The organism is Micromonospora endolithica (genome assembly GCF_003626595.1).
In the GTDB taxonomy this organism is placed as follows: Bacteria; Actinomycetota; Actinomycetes; order Mycobacteriales; family Micromonosporaceae; genus Micromonospora; species Micromonospora endolithica.
In genome coordinates, this window is the sequence record NZ_RBAK01000014.1 from 81,181 (window position 1) to 98,032 (window position 16,852).

The 16,852-nt window shown below is 73.8% G+C and carries 18 protein-coding genes and 1 pseudogene; 4 read left to right on the forward strand and 15 right to left on the reverse strand.

The window, feature by feature from the left end; all coding sequences use genetic code 11:
* Nucleotides 1–89: 89 nt before the first annotated feature.
* Nucleotides 90–578, forward strand: a complete 489-nt coding sequence (gene bldD, locus D7223_RS26955; protein WP_013285505.1) for a transcriptional regulator BldD — start codon at nt 90–92, stop codon at nt 576–578.
* 68 nt (nt 579–646) lie between these two features.
* On the opposite strand, the gene nusB is transcribed toward bldD, so the two are convergent.
* From nusB to aroB, 4 genes are all read right to left on the reverse strand, one after another.
* A complete protein-coding gene (nusB, locus tag D7223_RS26960) occupies nt 647–1,057 on the reverse strand; it encodes a transcription antitermination factor NusB (protein ID WP_186832410.1) in 411 nt (136 codons plus the stop codon).
* Between the two features lie 23 nt (nt 1,058–1,080).
* Nucleotides 1,081–1,638: an elongation factor P gene (gene efp / locus D7223_RS26965; protein WP_120731410.1), complete on the reverse strand. Its 558-nt coding sequence runs from the start codon at nt 1,636–1,638 to the stop codon at nt 1,081–1,083.
* A gap of 430 nt (nt 1,639–2,068) precedes the next feature.
* Nucleotides 2,069–2,530, reverse strand: a complete 462-nt coding sequence (aroQ, locus tag D7223_RS26970; protein WP_120731412.1) for a type II 3-dehydroquinate dehydratase — start codon at nt 2,528–2,530, stop codon at nt 2,069–2,071.
* Nucleotides 2,527–3,603: a 3-dehydroquinate synthase gene (gene aroB, locus D7223_RS26975; RefSeq protein ID WP_120731563.1), complete on the reverse strand. Its 1,077-nt coding sequence runs from the start codon at nt 3,601–3,603 to the stop codon at nt 2,527–2,529. The genes aroQ and aroB overlap by 4 nt, the downstream gene beginning before the upstream one ends.
* An 88-nt stretch (nt 3,604–3,691) precedes the next feature.
* Here aroB and D7223_RS26980 point away from each other — a divergent pair, with 88 nt between their 5' ends.
* Both D7223_RS26980 and D7223_RS26985 read left to right on the forward strand, forming a co-directional pair.
* Nucleotides 3,692–4,222, forward strand: a complete 531-nt coding sequence (locus tag D7223_RS26980) for a DUF2243 domain-containing protein (RefSeq protein ID WP_120731414.1) — start codon at nt 3,692–3,694, stop codon at nt 4,220–4,222.
* Nucleotides 4,219–4,920 (forward strand): annotated as a pseudogene (locus D7223_RS26985) (cytochrome c oxidase assembly protein); the annotation flags it as partial. The gene D7223_RS26980 and the pseudogene D7223_RS26985, both read left to right, overlap by 4 nt.
* Nucleotides 4,921–4,962: 42 nt before the next feature.
* On the opposite strand, the gene D7223_RS26990 reads toward D7223_RS26985, so the two are convergent.
* Nucleotides 4,963–5,928, reverse strand: a complete 966-nt coding sequence (locus D7223_RS26990; RefSeq protein WP_120731417.1) for a helix-turn-helix transcriptional regulator — start codon at nt 5,926–5,928, stop codon at nt 4,963–4,965.
* Between the two features lie 82 nt (nt 5,929–6,010).
* Between D7223_RS26990 and D7223_RS26995 the strand changes: the two genes are divergently transcribed.
* Nucleotides 6,011–6,748 (forward strand): alpha/beta fold hydrolase, encoded by a 738-nt coding sequence (locus D7223_RS26995; RefSeq protein ID WP_120731565.1) that lies wholly within the window; start codon nt 6,011–6,013, stop codon nt 6,746–6,748.
* A 76-nt stretch (nt 6,749–6,824) separates the two neighbouring features.
* Here the strand turns inward: D7223_RS26995 and D7223_RS27000 are convergent, their stop codons facing one another.
* The 10 genes from D7223_RS27000 to D7223_RS27045 form a co-directional block, all read right to left on the reverse strand.
* Nucleotides 6,825–7,328: a shikimate kinase gene (locus tag D7223_RS27000; protein WP_120731419.1), complete on the reverse strand. Its 504-nt coding sequence runs from the start codon at nt 7,326–7,328 to the stop codon at nt 6,825–6,827.
* A complete protein-coding gene (gene aroC / locus D7223_RS27005; RefSeq protein ID WP_120731567.1) occupies nt 7,328–8,506 on the reverse strand; it encodes a chorismate synthase in 1,179 nt (392 codons plus the stop codon). Before aroC ends, D7223_RS27000 begins: the two co-directional genes overlap by 1 nt.
* 132 nt (nt 8,507–8,638) lie before the next feature.
* On the reverse strand, nt 8,639–9,295 hold the full coding sequence (locus tag D7223_RS27010; RefSeq protein ID WP_120731421.1) for a class I SAM-dependent methyltransferase: 657 nt from the start codon (nt 9,293–9,295) through the stop codon (nt 8,639–8,641).
* Between the two features lie 134 nt (nt 9,296–9,429).
* Nucleotides 9,430–10,350 carry a glycosyltransferase family 2 protein gene (locus tag D7223_RS27015; RefSeq protein ID WP_120731569.1) on the reverse strand — a complete coding sequence of 307 codons (921 nt, stop codon included), beginning with the start codon at nt 10,348–10,350 and terminating at the stop codon, nt 9,430–9,432.
* The gene (locus D7223_RS27020; protein WP_238162248.1) at nt 10,347–11,003 is read right to left on the reverse strand and encodes a glycosyltransferase; all 657 of its coding nucleotides are present in this window, start codon (nt 11,001–11,003) and stop codon (nt 10,347–10,349) included. Before D7223_RS27020 ends, D7223_RS27015 begins: the two co-directional genes overlap by 4 nt.
* Nucleotides 11,000–11,482 (reverse strand): UDP-N-acetylglucosamine--LPS N-acetylglucosamine transferase, encoded by a 483-nt coding sequence (locus tag D7223_RS27025; RefSeq protein ID WP_120731425.1) that lies wholly within the window; start codon nt 11,480–11,482, stop codon nt 11,000–11,002. The genes D7223_RS27020 and D7223_RS27025 overlap by 4 nt, the downstream gene beginning before the upstream one ends.
* A 203-nt stretch (nt 11,483–11,685) precedes the next feature.
* A complete protein-coding gene (locus D7223_RS27030; protein ID WP_120731571.1) occupies nt 11,686–12,897 on the reverse strand; it encodes a hypothetical protein in 1,212 nt (403 codons plus the stop codon).
* A gap of 92 nt (nt 12,898–12,989) precedes the next feature.
* Nucleotides 12,990–13,892, reverse strand: coding sequence for a sulfotransferase domain-containing protein (locus D7223_RS27035; RefSeq protein WP_120731427.1), 903 nt, complete (start codon nt 13,890–13,892; stop codon nt 12,990–12,992).
* Nucleotides 13,893–13,900: 8 nt separating this feature from the next.
* Nucleotides 13,901–15,493 (reverse strand): lipopolysaccharide biosynthesis protein, encoded by a 1,593-nt coding sequence (locus tag D7223_RS27040; protein ID WP_420330348.1) that lies wholly within the window; start codon nt 15,491–15,493, stop codon nt 13,901–13,903.
* On the reverse strand, nt 15,490–16,851 hold the full coding sequence (locus tag D7223_RS27045) for an O-antigen ligase family protein (protein ID WP_186832234.1): 1,362 nt from the start codon (nt 16,849–16,851) through the stop codon (nt 15,490–15,492). The genes D7223_RS27040 and D7223_RS27045 overlap by 4 nt, the downstream gene beginning before the upstream one ends.
* Nucleotide 16,852 lies beyond the last annotated feature (1 nt).

The window sequence follows — 16,852 nt, forward strand, 5'->3', positions numbered from 1 at the left end:
CGACCACTTGACCCGGTGTCCCAATCCCCGTACCGTCACGCTCCGTAGCGATCGACGGGAGATCCCCGAGCAGCACTGGGAGTGTCCGAATGCCCTCTGAATACGCCAAGTCTCTGGGCGCCCGCCTGCGCTCCATCCGCCAGCAGCAGGGCCTGTCCCTGCAGGGCGTGGAGGAGAAGTCGAACGGGCGGTGGAAGGCGGTGGTGGTCGGCTCGTACGAGCGCGGCGACCGGGCCGTCACCGTGTCCCGTCTGGCCGAGCTGGCCGACTTCTACCGAGTTCCCGTCTCGGAACTGCTGCCCGACGGCAGTGGTGTCCGCCACGAGCCCACCAGCAAGATCGTGCTGGACCTGGAGCGGCTCTACGACGAGGCGTCCGAGGACCTGGCCTACGTGGCCCGGTACGCGCGCGCCATCCAGCAGCAGCGGGGCGACTACAACGGTCGGGTGCTCTCCATCCGCGCCGACGACCTGCGTGCCCTCGCGATCGTCTACGACGCCTCGCCGTCGGGCCTGATCGAGCGCCTGACCGAGCACGGCGTGCTGGTCGCCGATCCGCGGGCGTTCTTCGCCTCCTGACCACCACCGACCAGAGGGGCCCGCGCCGGTGGCGCGGGCCCCTCTGGTGTTTCTGGTCACGTCCGGGATCAGCGGGTGGCGTACTCCGCGATCCGGCCGAGGATGCCGTTGAGGAAACGCGGCGAGTCGTCGGTGGACATCTGCCGGGCCAGTTCCACGGCCTCGCTGATCGCCACCGCGTCGTCGATCTCGTCGACGTAGAGCAGTTCGTAGACCGCGATCCGGGCGAGGTTGCGGTCCACCGCCGGCATCCGGTCCAGCGTCCACCCCTCGGCGTAGCTGGCGATCAGTTCGTCGATCCGGTCCAGGTGACCGGCCACGCCCTCGACCAGGCTGACCGTGTAGCCCAGGTGCTCGGGGCGGGGCTTCTCGATGCGCTCGATGTATCCGGCGAGCACGTCGACGGGCGGACGGTCCCGAAGGTCGGCCTCGAAGAGCACGTCCAGCGCCCGCTTGCGCGCCTTGCGGCGCGCCGGCATCTGCTGCTTGGGACCCTCGGCCATCAGGCGCGGCCGAGGTAACGGCCGTCGCGGGTGTCGACCTTGATCTTCTCGCCGGTGGTGATGAAGAGCGGCACCTGCACGGTCGCGTCGGTCTCGACGGTGGCCGGCTTGTTGCCGCCGGTCGACCGGTCGCCCTGCAGGCCCGGCTCGGTGTAGGTGACCTCCAGCACGACGGAGGTCGGCAGCTCGATGTAGAGCGGGACACCCTCGTGGGTGGCGACGGTGGCCTCGGCCTCGGGCAGCAGGTAGTTGGCCGCGTCACCGACGGTGGCGCCGGGCACGGTGATCTGGTCGAACGTCTCCAGATCCATGAAGACGTAGTCCTCGCCGTCGGCGTACAGGTACTGCATCGTGCGCTTGTCCACGGTCGCGGTCTCGACCTTGGTGCCCGCGTTGAAGGTCTTGTCGACCACCTTGCCGGACAGCACGTTCTTCAGCGTGGTACGCACGAACGCACCACCCTTACCGGGCTTGACGTGCTGGAACTCGACGACGGCCCACAGATCTCCGTCGAGGTTGAGTACCAGGCCGTTCTTCAGGTCGTTGGTGGTGGCCATTTCCTGCCTTGATCATCAATTGGCGGACAGACTGAGCAAGTCTACTCGCCGCGCCCGCGCCTCTCCCCGACGGTCACCCACCGCACACGAGAGGGTGCGCGCGGCCCCGTCCCGTACGGCTTACCGACCCGCCCCCCACCAGCCACCCCCACCCCTTTGCTCTGCGTCAACCCACGCAACGGTTACCCCGGGTAGTGGATACGGACGACGAGGGGAGACCCCGGCGGACACATCACCCCAGTTCAGCGGCCCTGTGCGCGGGTTGAAGCAGAGCAAAGGGACGGGGGGAAGGGGGACGGGGCCGGGAGAAAAAGCGCAGTGTGACGACCGACCGTGCCGCCACGGGCGAGGGGCCTGCGGGCGTGAGGTCGCCCCGGCAGGCCCGCCGGCCCGCACCGCGCCGGGCGGCGGGAGCCCTTGTCGTGCGGGGTCAGTCGCGCCGGGCCAGGTGGTGCAGGGCCAGGTGGTGCAGCGCCAGGCGGTAACCGTCGACCCCCAGCCCGCAGATCACGCCGGTGGCCACCGCCGAGACCACCGAGTGGTGCCGGAACTCCTCCCGGGCGTGGATGTTGGAGATGTGCACCTCGACCAGCGGCCCGCGCAGCATCGCGCACGCGTCCCGGACGGCGACCGAATAGTGCGACCAGGCGGCCGGGTTCAACACCACCGCGGCCTCCTCGTCGGCCGCGGCGTGCAGCCAGCCCAGCAGTTCGTGCTCGGCGTCGGTCTGCCGCACGGTCACCGCCAGGCCCAGCTCGCGTCCGGTCGCCTCGCAGAGCGCCACCAGGTCGGCGTAGGTGGTCACGCCGTACACCTCGGGCTGCCGGGTGCCCAGCCGGCCGAGGTTGGGACCGTTCAGCACGTACACCCGGCGACCACCACCGGCGGTCACGCCGCGACCTCCTGGTAGGCGGCGTACAACAGCTCGTCGTCCGGGCCCTCCAGCATCGCCGGTCGGGCCAGCCCGTCGAGCACCACGAACCGCAGCCGGTTGCCCCGGGCCTTCTTGTCCACCCGCATCGCCGCCAGCAACTCCGGCCAGGCGTCGGCCGGGTAAGCGGTGGGCAGACCGAGCGCCGCGACGGCGTCCCGGTGCCGCCGGGCGGTGGCCTCGTCGAGCCGGCCGGCGAGGCGGGCCAGGGCCGCCGCGTACACCAGGCCGACGGCGACCGCGTGTCCGTGCCGCCAGCGGTAGCCCTCCACCTTCTCGATCGCGTGGGCCAGGGTGTGTCCGTAGTTGAGCACCTCGCGGACACCCGACTCGCGCAGGTCGCCGGAGACCACGTCGGCCTTGACCCGGATCGCCCGCTCGATCAGCTCACGGGCCACCGGGCCGGTCGGGTCGACGGCGGCGGCCGGGTCCCGCTCCACCAGATCCAGGATCACCGGGTCGGCTATGAAGCCGCACTTGACCACCTCGGCCAGCCCGGCGGCCAGGTCCGCCGGGGGCAGGCTGTCCAGGGTGGCGAGATCGGCCAGTACGCCGACCGGCGGGTGGAACGCACCGACCAGGTTCTTCCCCGCCGCGGTGTTGATCCCGGTCTTGCCGCCGACCGCGGCGTCGACCATGCCCAGCAGCGAGGTCGCCACCGGCACCCACCGCACCCCGCGCAGCCAGCAGGCCGCGACGAAGCCGGCCAGGTCGGTGACGGCGCCGCCGCCCACGCCGACCACCGCGTCGGTACGGGTGAAACCGGCCTCGCCCAGCCGGTCCCAGCAGGCGGCGGCGACGTCGACGTGCTTGCCCGCCTCGGCGTCCGGCACCTCCACCGTCAGCGGCGTGACGCCGGCCGCGCGCAGGCCGTCGCCGAGCGCGTCGGCCAGGGCCTTGAGCGGGGGCGCGTGCAGCACCGCCACCCGGTCGGCGCCGGGCAGCAGGCCGGGCAGCCGGTCGAGCAGGTCACGTCCCACCAGCACGTCGTACGGCCGTTCGCCGCCGACCGGGATCCGGGTCACCTCGTCCATCGCGCGCATCGTAGTCGAGTGCATCGACGTTTAGCCCATCGGCACACGGGCAGTGCCGAACCACCCCACGTCCCCGCGGAGGCCTCCCATGACCGGCGCCACCCCCCCGACCACCGACGCGGCCGACATCCGGCTGCCCGCGACCATCCTCGGTGTGGGCCTCGGCGGATTCGTCGACGGCATCCTGCTGCACCAGGTGCTCCAGTGGCACCACCTGCTCAGCAGCACCGGCAGCGACAACATCGGGGTGCGGGAGTACCCGGTGGACACCGTGCCCGGACTGGAGATGAACACCCTCTGGGACGGTCTGTTCCACGTGGTCACCTGGGTCGCGGTGCTCACCGGGCTGGCCCTGCTCTACGCGCGGGTCACCCACTCGCGGGGCCGGCTCTGGCGGTCGCCGGCCCTGTGGGGCTGGGCGCTGGTCGGCTGGGGGTTGTTCAACATCGTCGAGGGGCTGATCGACCACCACCTGCTCGGCATCCACCACGTCCGGACCGGACCGCACCAGACCGCCTGGGACGTCGGCTTCCTGCTGCTCGGGGTGGCGCTGATCGCCGCCGGTTGGGCGGTGCAACGGCGGGCGAGGGTGGTGGACACCTGCGCCGAGCGGCGATGAGTGCGCACCACGGCGGCGAGGTCGGGCCGCTGCTGCTCGTACCGCCGGTGTTGTTCTGGATCTATCTGGCCGCGGCGCTGCGTGAACGGGACCGCGGCGGGTGGAGCAACTGGCGTACGGCGAGCTTCGGGGCGGGCGCCGCGCTGCTCGCGGCGGCCGCGCTGGTTCCCGACCAGGACCTGGTCGGGCACATGTGGCGGCACCTGCTGGTGGGCATGCTCGCCCCGCTCGGGCTGGTGCTCGGCGCACCGGTCACGCTCGCGCTGCGGGCGTTGCCCCGCCGTCGGGGCCGCCGGCTGGTCCGCGTCCTGCGCCATCCGGCGCTCGGGCCGGTGTCCCACCCGGCCACCGGCCTGGTGCTCACCGTCGGCGGGTTGTACCTGCTGCACCTGACGCCGCTGTACCGCGCGTCGCTGGACCGACCGTGGCTGCACACGCTGGTGCTGCTCCACTTCCTGGTCAGCGGGTACGCCTTCACCTGGGCCGTCGCCGGGCCCGACCCGGGTCCGCGCCGGGCCCGGGTGCCCGTCCGGCTGGTGGTGCTGGGCCTCGCGGTCGCCGGACACGCCACGCTGGCCCAGCTCATGTACGCCGGTCTGGTCGAGGCGGCGGTGCCGGTCGACGAGCTGCGTACCGCGGCCACGGTGATGTACTACGGCGGCGATCTCGCCGAGATCCTGCTCGCGCTGGCGCTGCTGGCGACGTGGCGGCCGGCGCCGCGCCGGGTCGGCCGGGACGGCTCAGCCGGGTGCGCGGTCCGCCCAGACGGCGAGCCGGCCGGCGTGGTCGCGTACCGCCTCGCGCAGCGCGGCCGGGTGGCGGACCGTGAACGGCCAGCCCAGCCCGGCGAGCAGCTGCGCCATCCCGTCGAGCCGTTCGGCGCGGCCCCGTAGCAGCACGCCGCCGTCGACGCCGGTCAGCTCGGCGACGCTGGGCGGGATCCGGCGTCGGGCGGCGGCCAGATCGGTCTCCAGGAGCACCTCGACCTCGTGCGCCCACGGCACCGCGGCCAGCGAACGGGTCACCTGGGCCACCGGGTCGAAGCCCTCCGGCGCGGTGAAGGTCGCCGCCGCCGTGGTGACCGCCCCGATCCGGTCCAGCCGGAACGTGCGGACCTCCGCGCGTCGGTGGTCGTGCCCGGTGACGTACCAGCGGCCGGCGTGGAAGACCAACCCGTACGGATCCAGGTCCCGTTCGGAGGTGGCACCGCCGCGGGAGCGGTACCCGAGCCGTACCCGCCGGCCGTTGCGGGCCGCCTCGGCGAGGGTGAGCAGGGTGTCGGTGGTCGGGCGGGCGTCCGGCCGCGTCCGGCGCAGGGTGAACCCGAGGTGCTCGCCCACCGCGGTGAGCCGGTCCGCGAGCGCCGCCGGCAGCACCCGCCGGATCTTGGCGGTGGCGGTGGCGGTGGCGGGCTGCTCGGTGCCGAGGCCGAGTCGTTCGGCGGCGAGCAGGCCGAGCAGGACAGCCACCGCCTCGTCGTCGGTGAGCATCAGCGGGGGCAGCTTGTAGCCGGGGAGCAGCCGGTACCCGCCGTACCGGCCCCGGTCGGCGGTGACCGGGATGCCCAGCTCGACGAGGGTGGTGGCGTAGCGGCGCACGGTGCGCTCGTCGACGCCGAGCCGGGCGGCCAGGTCGGCCCCGGTGAGCCGGTGGTGGCCCTGCAACAACTCCAGCAGGCCGAGCACGCGTCCGGCGGGGTGTGACACGGGACACTCCTTCAAAGCGGGCGGATCCTGCCCGGATTCGATCGTACGGTCAGGGCGACGACGACGAGTGGAGGCGGTCGCGATGGCGACGTTCGTACTGGTGCCGGGCTTCTGGTTGGGCGGCTGGGCATGGCGGGAGGTCACCGCGGACCTGCGCGCGCGGGGCCACGAGGTGTACCCGGTGACGCTGACCGGGGTGGCGGAGCGTGACCACCTCGCCGGTCCGCAGGTCGGGTTGGAGACGCACACCCTCGACCTCGTCCGGCTGCTGGAGGTGGAGGACCTGCGCGACGTGCTGCTGGTCGGGCACTCCGGAGGCGGGTTGCCGGTGACGCAGGCGGCCGACCGGGTCCCGGACCGGATCGGCCGGGTCGTCTATGTGGAGAGCGGGCCGATGCCCGACGGGATGTCGCAGTTCGACAGCAACGAGCCGGCGGAACAGGAACGGCTGCGCGCCCGGATCGGCGACGGGCACCTGCTGCCGGCGCCGGACTGGGATCCGGCCGCCGATCCGCAGAACCTGGCCGGGCTGGGCGAGGCCACGCTGGCCCTGCTGCGCGAGCGCGCCACCGCGCACCCGCTGCGCGCGGCCACCGATCCGGTCCGTCGCAGCGGTGGGCGACCGGTTCCGACCGCCCTGGTGGCGAGCACGTTCCCGCTCGACGTGGTGGAGCAGATGATCGCCCAGGGCCACCCGTTCTTCGCCGGCCTGGCCGGCGGCGAGCTGCACGCGGTGCCGACCGGGCACTGGCCGATGCTCAGCGAGCCGAAGGCGCTGGCCGACGTGCTCGACCGGATCGCGGCCGGCGCCCCGCGTTAGGAAGGGGCCCTTCCGCAACCGCCGGCGTTGACGAGGGGCCCTTCCGCAACCGCCGGCGTTGACGAGGGGCCCTTCCTCACCGCTTCAGCAGGGTGGCGATCTCGGCGGCCAGGTCGGCGGGATCACGGCCGTCGGTGACCACGGTCGCGGTGGCCACCTCGGCGTACAACGGTCGACGCTGCTCCATCAGGTGCTTCAGGGTGGCGCGCGGGTTGAGTGCCAGCAGCGGCCGGCCGGCACCGAGGCCGATCCGCTTGACCGCGTCGGGCAGCTCGACGGAGAGGTGCACGACCTGGTGGCCGATCAGCGCGGCGCGGTTCTCCTCGGCGAGGACCGCGCCGCCGCCGAGGGCGAGCACGCCGGCGCAGGAGGCCAGCGCCGCCGCCACGGCCGCCCGTTCCAGGGTACGGAAGTGCGCCTCCCCCTCGTCGACGAAGATCTCCGGGATCGGCTTGCCGGCCATCGTCTCGATGTCGGTGTCGGTGTCCCGGAAGTCGACGCCGAGCAGCTCGGCGAGCGCCTGCCCGACGGTGGTCTTCCCGGAGCCGGGCGCCCCGACCAGGACGCAGACCGGCGCCATCAGCGGATCACCAGGGCGTCGAGGTAGCCGGCCAGGTTGCGGCGCATCTCGGCGATCGAGTCCCCGCCGAACTTCTCCACCGCGGCCTCGGCGAGCACCAGCGCGACCATCGCCTCGGCGACCACCGCGGCGGCCGGCACCGCGCACACGTCGGAGCGCTGGTTGATCGCGGTGGCCGGCTCCCCGGTGGTCACGTCGACGGTGGCCAGGGCCCGGTTCAGCGAGGAGATCGGCTTCATCGCGGCCTTCACCCGCAGCGGCTCGCCGGTGGTGATGCCGCCCTCCAGGCCGCCGGCCCGGTCGGTGACCCGGCGGACGCCGGTGGCGGTGGGCAGGATCTCGTCGTGCGCCTCGGAGCCCCGCGAGCGGGCCTGCTGCCAGCCGTCGCCGATCTCCACGCCCTTGATGGCCTGGATCGACATCAGCGCGGTGGCCAGCCGGGCGTCGAGCTTGCGGTCCCACTGGACGTGGCTGCCGAGGCCCGGCGGCACCCCGTAGGCCAGGACCTCGACCACGCCGCCGAGTGTGTCGGCGGCCTTCTTCGCGGCGTCCACCTCGGCGACCATCCGCGCGCTCGCCTCCGGGTCGAGGCAGCGCAGCGGGTCGGCGTCGATGCGCTGCGCGTCCTCCGGTCGGGGCCGCAGGCCGGGCTTCGCGGCGACCGGACCCAGCTCCACCACGTGCGAGACGATCTCGACGCCCAGCGCCTGCTTGACCAGGGCCTTGGCGACGGTGCCGACGGCCACCCGGGCGGCGGTCTCCCGGGCGCTGGCGCGTTCCAGGATCGGGCGGGCGTCGGTGTGGCCGTACTTCTGCATGCCGGCCAGGTCGGCGTGGCCGGGCCGGGGGCGGGTCAGCGGGGCGTTACGCGCCTGGCCGGCGAGTTCGTCGGCGTCGACCGGGTCGGCGGCCATGACGGTCTGCCACTTGGGCCACTCGGAGTTGCCGACCCGGATGGCGACCGGGCTGCCGATGGTGCGGCCGTGCCGGAGGCCGCCGATGATCTCGATCTCGTCCTGCTCGAAGGACATCCGGGCACCCCGGCCATAGCCGAGCCGGCGCCGGGCCAGCTCGCCGGCGATCTCGGTGGTGGTCACCTCGATCCCGGCGGGTACGCCCTCGACGAGGGCGACGAGGGCGGGACCGTGCGACTCACCTGCAGTCAACCAGCGCAACACAGCGGTCAGTCTGTCACGCCGGGCACCCGCCGCGCGGCGGTGCCCGACCCGTCCCGCCCAGCGGACGTCGTTGTCCACCCGGCGGGCGGGAGAGGGGACCACGAGCCGCGTCGATCGCGGCCCCCGTCGGTGTCACGGCTGGCGCACCGCGATCAGGGACTTGGTGAGGCCCAGCAGCCGTTCGTTGCGGATCGTGGCGTCCGGGAAGAGGTGGCGCAGCTCGGCCCGGCCGACCAGCTCGGTGGTCAGCACCTGCTTGAGCGCCAGGTCGTACGACTTGCCGGGCGTGTAGGCCAGCGGCCACTTCCGGGCCACCGCGACCCGGGCGGGCACCGGCAGGAACTGCATGCCCGGCGCCACCCAGTGCGGCTCGATCGGGAAGTACCGGTACGGCGTCTGCACCCAGTACGCCGGGGCCAGGTCCCGGATCGCCTCGGCCATCCGGCGGCGGCGCTCGTAGCCGCCCACGTGCTCCAGCACGCTGTTGCTGAACACCAGGTCGTAGCGGCGACCCAGGATGTGCTCGGGAAGTTCGCAGGCGTCGGCGTGGTCGGCCTCGGCCCAGTCGGGCAGGTCGGTCGGCAGGGGCTCCAGGTTGACCACGTGCACGTGGGCCGGACGGACCGGGACCTTCGCCCAACTCTGCACCCGGCCACCGAGGTCGAGTACCCGCATGGTGGCGAGTTTCGGAAACGTCTCGGAGAGCCAGGCGGCGCGGCGGGCCCGCCGCTTCGCGCCCAACGACGTCGGCGAGTCGACCAGTCGGAATCTCAGCGAGTGGAGTGCCATGACGCCGAGTCTTCCATTGATCACCGCGCGTGTGTCAACAGTGGACCGATGTCGGAAGCGTAGCAGTGCGTCACTTGTCGCGGCACAATCATTGTCGACCGGACGGCCGGGGCCCGTCTCCGGGCCCCGGCCGGTCAGATCCCCCGACCGCGTTTGTGCAGCGTGCGCAACACCCGGTCGGCCCGGACCACCCGCCCGGCCACGGCCAGCGCCAGATAGGCCCGCGGCTCCCGCGGGTTGCGCCGGATGGTCCGCCGCGCCCAGCGCAGCGCACCCTGCCGGTCGCCGGAGGCGGCCTGGGCGAAGGCGATCTGACCGGTGACCCGTGCCTCGCCGGCCGGCTGGGTGCCGAACTCCGGGTACCGCTGCAACAGCCACTGCAACGCCTCGGAGATGGTGTCCCACCGCTGCGCGAAGTACGACCGCTTGTGCCACCGCACCAGCACGTACGGGGTGCGCAGGTTGACCAGCGGGGCGCTGCGCGCGGCGCGCAGCAGGAACTCGTAGTCCTCCGCGTAGCTGCCCGGGATCTCCTCGTCGACCAGGCCGAAGCCGTCGCGCAGGGCGGCGGCGCGGATCACGAAGGTGGACGGGTGCAGCTCGGTCATCCGGTCCCGCAGCAGGTCGGCCAGCGTCACCGTGTCCCGGTCCAGCGAGCGGTCGACGGTGTGCCCGTCGTAGCTCACCCGGATCCCGCAGGACACGAACTCGGCCTCCGGGTGCGCGGCGAGCGCGTCGACCTGGGCGCGCAGCTTGCCGGGCAGCCACTCGTCGTCGTCGTCGCAGAACGCGATCAGCTCACCCACCGCGGCGAGGGTGCCCGAGTTGCGCGCGCCGGCCAGGCCGGGCGTACGCGTGTTGGTGGTGACCCGGACGGTCCGGTCGGGCCGGGACAGCTCGCTCAGCGTGGCGTCGGGCTCGGCGCGGTCGTGGACCACCACCACCTCGACCGGGCCGGGGTAGTCCTGGTCGAGGATCGCCCGGAGCGCCGCCCGGAGCAGCTCCGGCCGGTCGCGGGTGGGCACCACCACGCTCACGCTCGGATGTGTCGTCATCGGTCCGCTCCCGCCCGGTCCGGCCGTACCCACGGCCGCCACCACGTCCGCCGGCGCGGCGCGTTGGACGCCGCCACCAGCTCCTCCACGATCTGCCCGACCCGCCGCACGGCGGCCTCCTGCGCCCGCGCCGAGTCGGGATCGGCGGTGACGGTGAACCGGGCCGGGTCGGCCAGCCCGGCGGTCAGCGCGTCGGTCAGCGCCTCCCGGGTCTCGCAGAGCGCCACCATGCCGGCCGCGCCCAGGCGACGGGCGAAGAGCAGCTGGTGGTCGTCGACGTGTTCGCCCCGGGTCGGGTCCCGGGGGACCACGATCGGCAGGTGGCCGTGCCGCCGGGCCTCCAGGATGGTGGCCGGGCCGCCGTGACAGACCACCAGGTCGGCCGTGGCCATCGCCGCCTGCAACGCGTCGTGGCCGAGGAACGGCACCGCGTCGGGCAGCCCCGGCGCGGCGGTGTGTCCGTGCTGGACGGTGAGGCGTACCGCGTCGGCGACACCGCCGTGCCAGTCCCGCAGCCAGCCGACCAGCCGGTCGAACGGGTGCTTGTCGGTGCCGACGGCGACCAGGATCTGGGTCCGGCCGAGGTCGGCGGCGTCCCGCTGCCGGGGCAACCGGTCCGTCGCCGGCGCTGTCGCGTGCTGCCGCTCGGTCACAGCAGGGTCCCCACCACGGTCGCCTCCGGGTACTGCCGGCGCTGTTCCTCCCACTGCACGAGCATCGCGGAGAGGAAGGGCCGGCAGAGCCGCGCGGTCAGCGTCGGGGTGTCGATCCGGTCGTACACCTCGATGTAGACCGTCGGGATGCGGCGCAGCCGGGCCAGGACGACGAACGGCACGGCCACCCCGGCGCCGGTGGTGACCACCGCGGCGACCCGCCGGCGACGCAGCACCCGCCAGGCCAGCACGGCGTTGCGCAGCAGGTTGGGCACGTTGCGGGTGGTCGGATGGTGGGCCGGGACCAGGTCCTCGCCGTCGAGCAGCGAGAGCGCCTCGGGCGTGTCGAAGGTGACCCAGCACCGGGGCCACCGTTCGTACCACGGCCGCAGGGCCAGCAACTGCGCCAGGTGCCCGCCGCTGGACCCGACCAGCAGCAGGTGCGGAGGATCGGACCGATCCTCGATGGTGGTGTCCACGCGACTCCCCACAAGTTCGCTTGGAGGTACGGTCAGGGCCACGCGAAAGCAGATCACATTTCACCGTCCCGCTGAAGGGGACGATCAGGCGATCGGAAGATCTTTCGGCTTGGTCGGGTGGTGCGCCGGGACGGTCGCCAGCCATCGACGTTCGTCACGACCTGGAGTTTTCCGGTCACACTCGGCGATCGGATGCGCCCGGATCAGCCGCTATGTCGTTTCTCGACCACGTCCAACAGGGCGGGATGCAGCGCGTCGTTCCAGCCCGCCCCCGCGTCCGCGAGACGCCACGTGCGCAACCACATCTCCAGCAGGTACGCGTCGGCGACCAGCCGCCGCCGCGCCGGATCCAGTCCCAGCCCGGCGCCGCACCGGTCGAGCTGCGCGTCCACCGCGGCGGCCGCCGACGCCGCCGGCTCGCCCCGCAGCACCAGGGCGCGCTGGAAGGCGTCGTGGGCGAGGTCGAAACCCAGCGGTACGTCCGGCGCGCTGTGCTCCCAGTCCCAGGCGACCAGCCGCCCGGCGTGCACGCCCAGGTTCCACGGCACCCAGTCGCCGTGCCAGTGTCCGAACTCGACGGCCGTGCCGGCGTGCCGGTCGGCCAGCGCGGCGACCGCCGCCACCGCCCGCGCGCCGTCCGGCGTGCCGGCGGCCGACCGGTCCGCCTCGGCGGCCAGCCGGGCCAGGAAGGAGGACCCGGACAGCGGCCGGGCCGGCGCCGGCGGGCGGCCCCGGCGGGCCACCGCGAGCAGGGCCGGCAGCCGCGGCGGATCGTCGACCGGCACCCCCCGGACGGCCGGCGGCAGTGGCTCGACCAGCGCGATCACCGAGTCGGCGACCTCGGTGGCGGCCAGCAACCGGGGCGCCGCCGGGTGGTCCGGCACGCCGGTCACCGAGGGCAGGTCGCCCAGCGCCGCCGCCTCGGCCCGGACCAGGGCCCGGGTGGCGCCGTTCCAGCCGATCTTCGCGTAACCCACCGGCCGGCCCGCGCCGTCGAACAGTTGCAGGGTCGGCTTGTGGTTCGGGTCCGGCGGGCGGACCCCGCACGCGGCGTACACCCGCTGCCCGCCCAGGCCGGCGGCGAGCCGGTCGGCCAGCAGCGCCTCCGCCGCCGGCACCCCGTCCGGCAGCGACACGGTCAGGGTCGGCAACGGCGCCAGGTCGAGCACGCCGAGGCGGGCCAACCCGCCCAGCACCGCCCGTACCGCGCGGATCTTCGGCGGGCGCAACGCGTTGTACGCCAGCAGCGCCGCCGCGGTGGCCCGGGGCGCGCCCAGCGGGAGCAGGAACCGGGCGCGCCGCACCGACGGCACGACCGCGTACCGGGCCACCACCTGGTGCCCCGGTGGCGGCGGTTCGCCGACGGTCAGCGCGATCCGCCGGTCCCCGAAGACCGCCCGGGTGACCCAGCCCAGCCCGTCGGTGCGGGACCGGGGGTCGGTGCGGGACCGGAGGTCGGTGCGGGCCGGCGCCTCGCCGGAGGTGACGGTCCGCTCGCCGGGCCCGCTCACGCGACCCGGTCCGGCCAGTCGAGGTCCAGGTCGAGCCGCCGCCGCAGGGCGTCGTTGTGCGGCCGGTAGTAGTCGGTCAGCTCCGCGCGCACCGCCGGCTCCAGGGGCGCCGACCGGCGGTCGTTGTAGACCTTGAAGTCCGGCAGGTCGTGCGGCGGCAGGCCGAGGAAGTCCAGCGTGCGACGGTAGGTGCCACGGGCGTCGCGGTAGAGGTCCTCGCTGGGCAGGAACAGGAACTGGGTGGAGTCGAAACGCTCCAGCCACGGCTCCAGGTGCTCCAGGTAGCGCCCCCGGGCCCGGTAGGTGTACCAGTCGTACGGCTCGCTGAAGTACTCCGGCTCGGCGATCAACCGCTCCCGCTCCCCCGCCGTACGCTCCTGCTCGGCGGCGAGCGCGGCCGGGAAGTCGAGCGGCTCGATGCCGTGCGTGCGGCGCTCCTTCCAGTGCGAGTACGCCCGCTCCACCGGGTCGCGCAGCAGCACGATCAGCTTCACCGACGGCATCAGCGCGGCGACCCGCTGGGCGGCCAGCGGGTGGAACATGTAGAGCGGTGCCGCCTCGCCCACCCGCACCGGGCCGCCGTGCCGCTTCTCCAACGCCTCACGCTGCCGGACGGTCGGGAAGTGCGACCGGTACCACGCCTCGCCCCGCCGCCAGTGCTCCTCGAAGTAGTGCGCGGACTTGGTGTTCCACGCCGGGAAGAGCCGCGGCACCAGCGGGTGCTGGATCAGGTAGTTCCACAGCGACGTGGTGCCGCCCCGCTTGGTGCCGATGATCAGGAAGTCCGGCAGGGGTCGCTTGTCGCTGGTGCGGACCCCGTACTCGACCAGCGAACCCTTCACCCGCTCGGTCAGCTGGGTCGGCACCAGTTGCTTGGCCCGGTCCCGGAGAGACGACACGACGGTCCTCACCTGCCCTTCGACTGCGCGGTGTCGGGTCCGGCGGCAGGCGCCGGCTCCCCCCGTCCGCGGATCTGCATCATGGTCACCCGGATCCCGCTTCGCACCCGGGGCAACGTCAACAAGCCGACGCAACCGGCGGCGAGCACACCGAGCGCCACCGCCAGGCCGGTCACCCCCCGGCCACCGGCCAGCACCCCGACCGCGGCGGCGGCGCCGACGCCCGCCACGGTGGCCGCACCGGCCCGCAGCATCCGCGCGTCGACCAGCGGCTCGCCGACGACGACCCGGGCGCAGACCGCCGCCGTCAGGTTCTCCGTGACGATGCCGGCCGCCCAGCCCACGGCCGCGCCGGTCGCGCCGTACGACGGGATCAGCAGGACCCCCAGCGACACGGTCACGGTCAGCCCGGCCACGGTGGCGGCCAGGTGCAGCCCGCTGCGGCCACCCATCAGCAGCATGCTCTGCACGTTGCCGACGCCGGTGTTCACCAGCATGGCCACCGCCAGCACGGTCATCGCGGTGGCACCGGAGGTGAAGCCCGCGCCGAACAGTTGCAGGAACGCCAGCCCGAAGACGGCCAGCAGCAGGTAGACCGGCCAGGACAGCACCAGGCCCCAGGTGGTCAGCTGCCGGTGCACGCCCGCCGCGGCGGCCCGCTCGCCCCGGCCGAGCAGCCGGGACAGCTGCGGTGACACCGCCACCCGCAGGCCCTGCATGGCGAGTTGGCCGGCGAGGATGTAACGGCCGACCGCGCCGAACACACCGGCGTCGGCCGCCCCGGCCAGCACCGAGGTGAGCAGCACGCCGACCCACATGTTGCCGGCGTCGATGGCCGCCGAGGCGGCCCGGGGCAGCGCGAACCGCCAGAACGTCGACCAGTCCGCCGGCTCCGGCCGCAGCCGGGCGCCCCGGCCCACCCCGAGCGGGCCGGCGACCAGGGTGAGGCAGACCAGCAGCGCCACCGCCGCCGGCACCAGCCAACCGGTCATGCCGGCGAGCAGGCCGCCACCGGCCAGCACCGCCGCGCCGACCAGCACCGGCCGGGCCACCGGCAGCAGCAGGAACTGCACCGCCACGTACGAGCGGATCGGCCGTACGCAGCGCAGCGCCGCGAGCAGCAGGGTCATCGCCACCACCACCGGCAGCGCGGCGAAGCTGGCGGTCAGCAGGGCCGCCCCCGCGACGCCGCTGTCGCCCAGCAGGTGCACGGCGAGCACGTCGGCGGTGAGCACACCGGCCGTGGCCACCACCAGCGCGACGGCCAGCGGAGGGAGCAGCGCCACCGGCAGGACCCGGGCGGCGTCGCCCCGCGGGCCGGTCCGCCGCCGGGGCAGCGCCCACATCAGACCGGTCTCCGCGCCCAGCGTGCACACCGCGGTGGCGACCGTCACCACACCGATCGCGGCGAAGATCGCACCCGAGCCGACCGTGCCGTAGCCGCGGGTGATGACGACCGCGAGCAGGAAACCGAACAGACCGCTGACCGCCGCGCCGACCAGGCCCGCGGCACCACTGCGGGCACTGCGTCGCGTCTCGGCGTCGGCCGGCCCGGCGCCGGGCGCGTCCGCAGCGACCGGCGGCCGGATGGCGGCGGTCACCTGGTCACCGGCCGTGGACCGGGCACCGGCAGGCGGGGGAGCCGTCGCTCGGCCACCTCCCGCTCGGTCAGCGCCAGGGCGAAGGTGACCGCGTAGAACGCGACCGCGAGGTTCTGGTTGGCCATGCCGTAGAAGGGGACCTGCACCAGGCACACCACCGGGACGATGGAGAGCCACTGCCCGGCCGCCGAGGCGGCCCGGCCGCAGAGCAACGCGGCCACCACGAACCACGCCAGGAAGCAGAGCAGGGCGGGCACCCCGTGGCTGAACAACACCATCCACAGCTGCCCCTGGGTGCCGATCGGCGCGTCCGCGGAGACCGTGTCGACCTGGACCGGCGCGCCGTAGCCCAGCCACGGCGAGTCACGTACCCGATCGAGGACCTCCGAGTAGAGGGAGAGCCGGTCGGTGTTGGTGTCACTGGACTCGACCCGGTTGCCGATCAGCTCGGTCACCGGGATGAACAGGGTGGTGAGACCGCCGATCAGCACGATGCCGACGATCGACCCGGCCACCTTCATGTTGCCGCGCAGACTGGCCCGCACCCCCAGGAAGAGGAACCCCACGCCCAGGCTGAGGAACATCGCCCGGTTCAGGGTGAGGAAGGCCGGCGCCAGGGACAGCGGCAGCGAGCCGAGCAGCGCCCAGCGCAGCAGACCCCGCCGGCGCAGCATGGCGAACGCGACCACGCAGGGCAGGGTCATCGCGTACGCGCTGCCGTAGTTGTTGGTGTACGCGTAAGGGGCCGCCGGGCGGTAGATCGGGTTCAGCGAGCGGGCGCTGTATTCCGCGGTGGACAGGTGCACCATGTCGTTGATGAACGGGTTGCCGGCGAGCCCCGAGGGCAGCAGGATCTCCATCGGGGTGGTGAGGGCGAACCGGGGCACCAGCACGCCCAGCCAACCCAGTGCCACCAGGCCGAACCAGAACGCGCAGAGCGGGACGAGCACCACGGTCTGGTCGGCGCGTTCCCGGGCCACCAGGTAGACGTAGACGCCGACCACGAGCGCGGTCGCGTAGAACGCCAGCCGCAGCGTGAAGGTCAGCACCGACGCGAACGTCTCCAGTTGGGTGGCGCTGACCAGCACGGCGGCCAGGAAGAGCAGCCAGATCCCGGCGGCCGGCGGCAGCGGCACCCGACCCCGGATCAGCAGCAGCGCCATCAGCAGGGCGCCGAGCAACGGCCAGCCCAGGTAGAACGCGCCGGCCAACCACCACAACGGCACCAGGCCGAACATCATCGCGAGCGGCCAGACCGGCAGCCGGGGCGGCGGTGGGGCCGGCGGGGGCGGCGGCCCCACCGGCGAGGGGTCCTCGCCGGCCGGGAAGTCCGTCGCCGTGACCCGGGTGCCGGACACG

Bases quoted from the DNA above. Each gene is read 5' to 3' on its own strand.
- D7223_RS27015 (WP_120731569.1), bottom strand. From the start codon at position 10,350: ATGACGACACATCCGAGCGTGAGCGTGGTGGTGCCCACCCGCGACCGG.
- aroB (WP_120731563.1), bottom strand. From the start codon at position 3,603: ATGGACGAGGTGACCCGGATCCCGGTCGGCGGCGAACGGCCGTACGAC.
- efp (WP_120731410.1), bottom strand. From the start codon at position 1,638: ATGGCCACCACCAACGACCTGAAGAACGGCCTGGTACTCAACCTCGAC.
- bldD (WP_013285505.1), top strand. From the start codon at position 90: ATGCCCTCTGAATACGCCAAGTCTCTGGGCGCCCGCCTGCGCTCCATC.
- nusB (WP_186832410.1), bottom strand. From the start codon at position 1,057: ATGCCGGCGCGCCGCAAGGCGCGCAAGCGGGCGCTGGACGTGCTCTTC.
- D7223_RS26995 (WP_120731565.1), top strand. From the start codon at position 6,011: ATGGCGACGTTCGTACTGGTGCCGGGCTTCTGGTTGGGCGGCTGGGCA.
- D7223_RS27000 (WP_120731419.1), bottom strand. From the start codon at position 7,328: ATGGCGCCGGTCTGCGTCCTGGTCGGGGCGCCCGGCTCCGGGAAGACC.
- D7223_RS27010 (WP_120731421.1), bottom strand. From the start codon at position 9,295: ATGGCACTCCACTCGCTGAGATTCCGACTGGTCGACTCGCCGACGTCG.
- D7223_RS26980 (WP_120731414.1), top strand. From the start codon at position 3,692: ATGACCGGCGCCACCCCCCCGACCACCGACGCGGCCGACATCCGGCTG.